We start from the raw sequence: 5901 nt of genomic DNA, 5'->3' as shown, positions 1-5901 counted from the left end.
GATTGCATCTCGATATCAATTGTATCGCCTGATTTAATATCGTCACCATCATAAATGATTACATCTGAAACATCATTTCCATCATTGAAACGATCTTCAGAGACAATATCCGATTGAAATTTAGCATTAATTTTAAGGATGTATCGGTATTGATTTTGAATAGTAACTGGGTCTTTATAGTAAACTGTGGGATAAATATTTTTATTTCCAAAAAAGCTGAGTTTTTTAAACCCTATCGAATCAGGAACTACGGGATAAGGCATGGTGGATGTTGCGCTATACACTTTTCCATCTGCCAATACTTCAAGTGTATAGGTTTTTCCGGGAACACCTTTAAATGCTGAACTTTTATAAAGGCCATTTGATATTTCTGGAAAATTAATGCTAGCCGATCCAGCTGTGCTAAGCGTTACTTTTGCACCTTTAAAACCATTGAATGTGTTTGAGGTGTTAAATGGAATGGTTTTGGAAATTCTAACGTATTGATTTTCATATTGATCGTTCACATTACCCTCAATTACAATTACTGATTCCGCATTTTTTAGATCCAGATCAATTACTTTTTCACAAGATGAAAAAAGAAATAGCCCTATTATAAGCGGTAGTAAACCTTTTGGCTTTGTAGATTTAACTAATTGAGAAAGGCTTTTTTGTAAGTTCATAATTTATAAAGTTAAAACTTAAAGTTCCAAGTTATCGATGGGATGATGCCGAATAAGGTTGTTCTAACGGCTTGAGTTTTACTCTTATCATCCGGATCATCTCTAAAATCTATTGAATAGGCATTTTTTCGATTGTATAGATTGTAAAGACCAAATGACCAACTTGATTGTAGTTTTTTATTAGGTTTTCCTTCCCTTGTAGCTGAAAAGTCGAGACGATGATAATCAGGCATTCTGTTCGAATTTCGCTCTGGGTAGTAAAAGGCAGTATTTCCATTCAACTGGTATTTTCCAGCTGGGAAGGTTACTGCATTTCCGGTATTGTAGACAAAAGTGGAAGAAAATGTCCAGCGCTCACTTGCCTTATAAATACCAACCAAGGATAGATCATGTGTGCGATCTTGTTTAGCTAGAAACCATTTTCCGGCATCAATGTCATTAAATTTGCGTTCTGTTTTTGAAAGAGTATAACCTACCCATCCATTGATTTTTCCGAAACGTTTCTTTAAAAACAGTTCGATACCATAAGCCCTACCATCTCCGAAAAGAAGATCGGCTTCTACATTTCTGTTTCCACGTAGATCTGTGCCACTGCGGTATTCAATCTGCCCCTGCATCATTTTGTAATAAACTTCTGCTGAAAACTCGTAATTATCATCCTTTAAATTTCTGAAATAACCCAAGGCTAGCTGATCAGCAATTTCTGGTCTTACATTATTACTACTCATAATATACAGGTCGGTGGGAGAGCCTGCAGTAGAATTTGACATGAGATGCAAATTCTGAGTGTTCCGGGTAAAGGAGCTTTTTATGGACGACGATGAATTAAGTTGATAACTCGCCGAAATTCTAGGTTCGAGATTAATATAGGTTTTTACAAGATCACCTTGTGAATAAGATTTGCTTGAAGTAATGTTTCCGTCCTGATCATAATTAGAAAAATTACCCGGGCCTAACAGGAAAAAAGAACTTGCTCTTAGTCCGTAAACCACATTAACTCGATCATTCATCTCCCATTCATCAGAAATATAAGCTGCTATTTCACTGCCCTTACGCTTTTCAACGGTCACTTCATTTACGCTTGACGTCTCACTGGCTGTAATATCTCCGGGTGCGATGGTGTGGTGAACCAGGTCGACTCCAAAGCGAACATTATGCCTATTATTAAGAGCTAATTGAAAATCTTGCTTAAGGTTAAAATCTCGAATAGAGGAGCTTACTTTGAAATTATTTTCTTCTAAGAAGTTCTCAATCACATAGTTGTAATTGCTATAGATTAGAGAGGTGTTTGAAAACAATCTGTTACTGTATAAGTGATTCCATCTTAAGGTTGCTGTGGTATTTCCCCACCCAAAACCGAAAGTTTCACTCAGGCCGAGCTCATCACGACCAAAGTATCCAGATAGATAAAGGGTGTTTTTTTCATCAATTTGATAGTTTGCTTTGGCATTTAGATCATAAAAATAGAGGGTATTATTTTTGATAGAACTATCACCAGAAAATGCAAGAAAGGCATCTGCATAGGTTCTTCGACCGCTAATCATGAATGAACCTTTATCTTTAACAATTGGGCCCTCAAGCTTTAATCTGGAAGAAATTAAACCAATTCCTCCTTCAGCCGTATATTCCTTTTTATTTCCATCGTTCATCCGGATATCTAATACAGATGATAATCTCCCCCCATATTGCGCTGGCATGCCCCCTTTAAAAACACTAACATCTTTTATAGCATCCGAGTTAAAAGTAGAAAAGAAGCCTAATAAGTGTGATGCATTATAAACAGGTGCTTCATCTAGCAAAATTAAATTCTGGTCGGTTGAACCACCACGCACATAAAATCCACTATTTCCTTCTCCAGCTGATTTTATACCTGGTAGTAGTTGCAAAGTTTTCAGAATGTCGCGTTCTCCAAAAAGAACTGGAACATTTCTAATTTCACTCAGGTTAATTTTGGCTAGGCCCATTTGTGCATTCACCACATTATCATTTCTTTTCTCGGCGCTAATTACAATCTCATCAATAACATTGTCTGGAACCATATTTAGATCCAATTTAGTATCAGCACTGATGTTAAATTTTTTGAATATTGTTCTGTAGCCAACATAACTTACGCTTAGATCGTATGTTCCTGTCTTTAATTTATAAGAAAAAAATCCGTAAGCATTTGTGCTTGTACCCACTTGCGTTTCCCCACTAAATTTTAAAGTTACCCCGATTAGAGTCTCTCCTGAAAGGGAATCTTTTACCACTCCATTTACAGTATAACTTTCTTGTGCTGAACTATTTATAGCAAATACAAAACTTAAAATAATGAATGAAAGAATAGTTTTTATTGAGCGCATTCTGTTAAAATTAATTGGAGGGAACAATGATGTTTCGGCATGAAAATAATATTGCGTCAGGATGCAAAGCTAAATACTTTTATTCATCTATTTTTCAGCGGATTGTAAGATATTTACTGATCTCAAGCCTTTATTTAAAAAGGGCAATAATCTTAGATATGATTTTTGAATCGGGATTATTCGGGCGGAGAACTTTACAGGCAAAGATTGTTGAATGAAAATATTAGAACGCGTTTTAAAATTCCTCTAAAAACCGATCGGGAATAGATTTTCTACTTAATTAAGATTGTACTTCTCTTGTTTTAGGATTACCTGTTTATCAGTAATTATTAAAATCATAATAATTATTCCCAAAATGATTGCTACCACAATTTGCATTTGAGAAATGAGGCTAGAGCTCGACTGGCTTTTAACTGATTCGGCGAATAACTCTTTCCCAATTTGTGTTTGTACTTGGGTGAGTAAGATTAGATCCTGATCAATAATCTCATATAGTTTTATGCTTGTATTGAGGTATAAATTTCTTGCAAATTCTTTATTTTCTATGCTTGCGTTAATTACCAAAAGCTCGTCGCGTTCAAATGTTTTTAAATTTTTTTTCAGATTTTGAAGGTGATTTGTTTCAGCTTTAACCAAATATGTTTTTTCATATTTGGTTATCAGCACATTAAGTTGCTTGTTTTCTGCAGAAAGCACCTTTTTAATTTCCTCAATTTTTATTTCATCCGTAAAAAGAAATGATACCAATTTATTCCGTTTTGTCTGAATATGCCCAGAAATTAAATATAAGTCTACCGCAGGAATTAATCGGTCATCATAAATGGATTGGAATGATTTGGAAATTTTATTCACATTATAACTCTCCCAAAGGCTCAATAAAATAATCACTAACATCATTATAGCTAGTGTAATGGCTAGCCGGATTTTACGTTGAATTGCAAAGGCCCATTTCATAATTTATCGTTTAGGATTAAATAAATCTGAATGTAATATAAAAAATAAAGCCTTCAATTTGAAGGCTTTACAAAGATATTTTAGTAAAAATTAACGAGTTGCTTCAGTGAGAATTTTTTGATTAAGGCGAATATATTCAACATTGTTCACCGCTTTTGCAGCTTCTATACCCGCTTTAGCAGTTTCTGCTGCGCCAGTTTTATCTCCAGATTTCAACTGAATTCTAGCTTTTTGATATTTGAACCAAGGTGCTTTGGGGTCTCCAGCCTCTGCTATGCTAATCCACTCCAATGCGCTCTTTAAATCTTTACCATTTTCAAAATAATATACTGCGGCAGGATAGTAGGGTTTTTTATCCGTTTTCATTGCCTCATCAATACTAGCCATCACTTTTGCATCAACATCAGTAGTCATTTTTACGGATATTTTAAAATTATCCCAAACTAAATCAAGATTAGCGATCGATGGCATTACATTGCTGAACTGAATGCTGAAAGTTTCTGATTTCTCATTCAATTTAATGGGCTTTACTTTAAATCGTATAACATCTTCCGTTTGTTTATACTGATAAGAGCCCCATTGTTTAGTTTCTTTATTTAATATAATGGTCCATTCATCTTTGCCTGGAATAGTAAAAAGAGCATATTCACCTGCTGCTACAGGATTTCCTTCTAGGGTAACTGCATCGGTAAATGTGATGACAGTTGCATCATTTGCACCCGTGCGCCAAACTTCTCCGAAAGGCGCCAAATCCTTTTCTACACTTCTTCCTTTAATATTCGGGCGGGAGTATTTGACAGTTACCCTACCTAATCCGAATTCCTGAATAATTGTTTGAGAGCTACTCGATTGTGGCATTTTAAGTTGTGCAGAGCTATTTTCAGAAAATAGAATCGATAACGCCATAGTTAATAAAAAGAGTATTTTTTTCATGTGATTTTAGGTTAAAATTATATTCGAATATATTTGATTGTAGATGGTTTTTGCATAAAAATTTTAAGAACAAAAAATTATTTTTAGGTAAGTTGATGATAAAACTAGAGGTATGCAATTACTTCGGTCCAATACCCACTATCTTCTGCATGTAAGAATTTTGCTTTGGGTTCTAAATCAAGGAAGGGATACTTAACTTTTGAAAGAAAAAGTCCTTGCGGGTGCGCTGGCAGTATTTTAGCTGGTATATTTCTTGTTATTAGGTGGCCTTCAAACTCATCTACACTTAGGGTACCGTCCCCGATTTCGATTAATTTACGTGCAATTATGCGTATCATTCGTCCTAAAAAGCGGTTAGATGAGATGCTGAAGCGGATTCTATCTCCATTTTTATTAACAAAAAGCTTCGCTGAAGACACATGGCAAATGGTATGTTCATTTTTATCTGGCGATTTACAAAAGGCACGGTAATCTTCATATTTGGGGAGAAGGTCAACTGCTTTCCTCATTTGCTGTAAATCAAATTCCTTCCTTAAATAAAGTGAGCTACTTTGACTTAAAAAGGGGTCTTTGTAGGTATGGATAAAAAAGTCGTAGGTTCTTTGAATCGCATCAAATCGCGCATGTGGTTCACCTTCCACCGGAATAATGTCAAATAGTGCAATATCATCCGGAAGGATGCGGTTGAGCCTAAAAAACAAGTCGAAGTTCCATGCTTTTTCGATATCCATATGGAAAAAATACTGGCTGGCATGAACACCCGCATCTGTACGTCCGCACCCATAAATTGTTATGGATCTTTTAAAGATTTTACTGAGGCTTACTTCGATTATTTCTTGTACGCTGAGCTTATCGGGCTGCCTTTGCCAGCCGAAATAATTACTTCCTTTATAGCCGATATGAACAAAATACCTCAATCCCCATTTATTAAGTCGCTAAGCTAGTAATGAATTTTTAATTTCGCCTGTTTATCGCAAAGCATAATTATTTAAAATTTGTGTATTTTTGTA

Annotated in this window: 5 protein-coding genes; all 5 read right to left on the bottom strand. The window is 35.2% G+C overall.

What is annotated here, in order from left to right; genetic code table 11:
• Positions 1-662: DUF4249 family protein (locus ACILQF_RS09755; protein ID WP_395627223.1), on the bottom strand; the 662-nt coding region annotated here is incomplete at its 3' end.
• Positions 663-673: 11 nt separating this feature from the next.
• On the bottom strand, positions 674-3004 hold the full coding sequence (locus ACILQF_RS09750) for a carboxypeptidase-like regulatory domain-containing protein (RefSeq protein ID WP_395627222.1): 2331 nt from the start codon (positions 3002-3004) through the stop codon (positions 674-676).
• Positions 3005-3280: 276 nt separating this feature from the next.
• Positions 3281-3958, bottom strand: a complete 678-nt coding sequence (locus tag ACILQF_RS09745) for an MCP four helix bundle domain-containing protein (RefSeq protein ID WP_395627221.1) — start codon at positions 3956-3958, stop codon at positions 3281-3283.
• Positions 3959-4048: 90 nt separating this feature from the next.
• Positions 4049-4891, bottom strand: a complete 843-nt coding sequence (locus ACILQF_RS09740) for a DUF2911 domain-containing protein (protein WP_395627220.1) — start codon at positions 4889-4891, stop codon at positions 4049-4051.
• A gap of 104 nt (positions 4892-4995) precedes the next feature.
• Positions 4996-5808: a tRNA pseudouridine(38-40) synthase TruA gene (gene truA, locus ACILQF_RS09735; RefSeq protein ID WP_395627219.1), complete on the bottom strand. Its 813-nt coding sequence runs from the start codon at positions 5806-5808 to the stop codon at positions 4996-4998.
• Positions 5809-5901 lie beyond the last annotated feature (93 nt).

Source organism: Daejeonella sp. (assembly GCF_044232565.1).
GTDB lineage: Bacteria > Bacteroidota > Bacteroidia > Sphingobacteriales > Sphingobacteriaceae > Daejeonella.
This window is presented reverse-complemented; position numbering and strand designations above follow the sequence as displayed.

Excerpts from the sequence above, each read along its gene's own strand:
- ACILQF_RS09750 (WP_395627222.1), bottom strand. The coding sequence starts at position 3,004 with ATGCGCTCAATAAAAACTATTCTTTCATTCATTATTTTAAGTTTTGTA.
- ACILQF_RS09745 (WP_395627221.1), bottom strand. The coding sequence starts at position 3,958 with ATGAAATGGGCCTTTGCAATTCAACGTAAAATCCGGCTAGCCATTACA.
- ACILQF_RS09740 (WP_395627220.1), bottom strand. The coding sequence starts at position 4,891 with ATGAAAAAAATACTCTTTTTATTAACTATGGCGTTATCGATTCTATTT.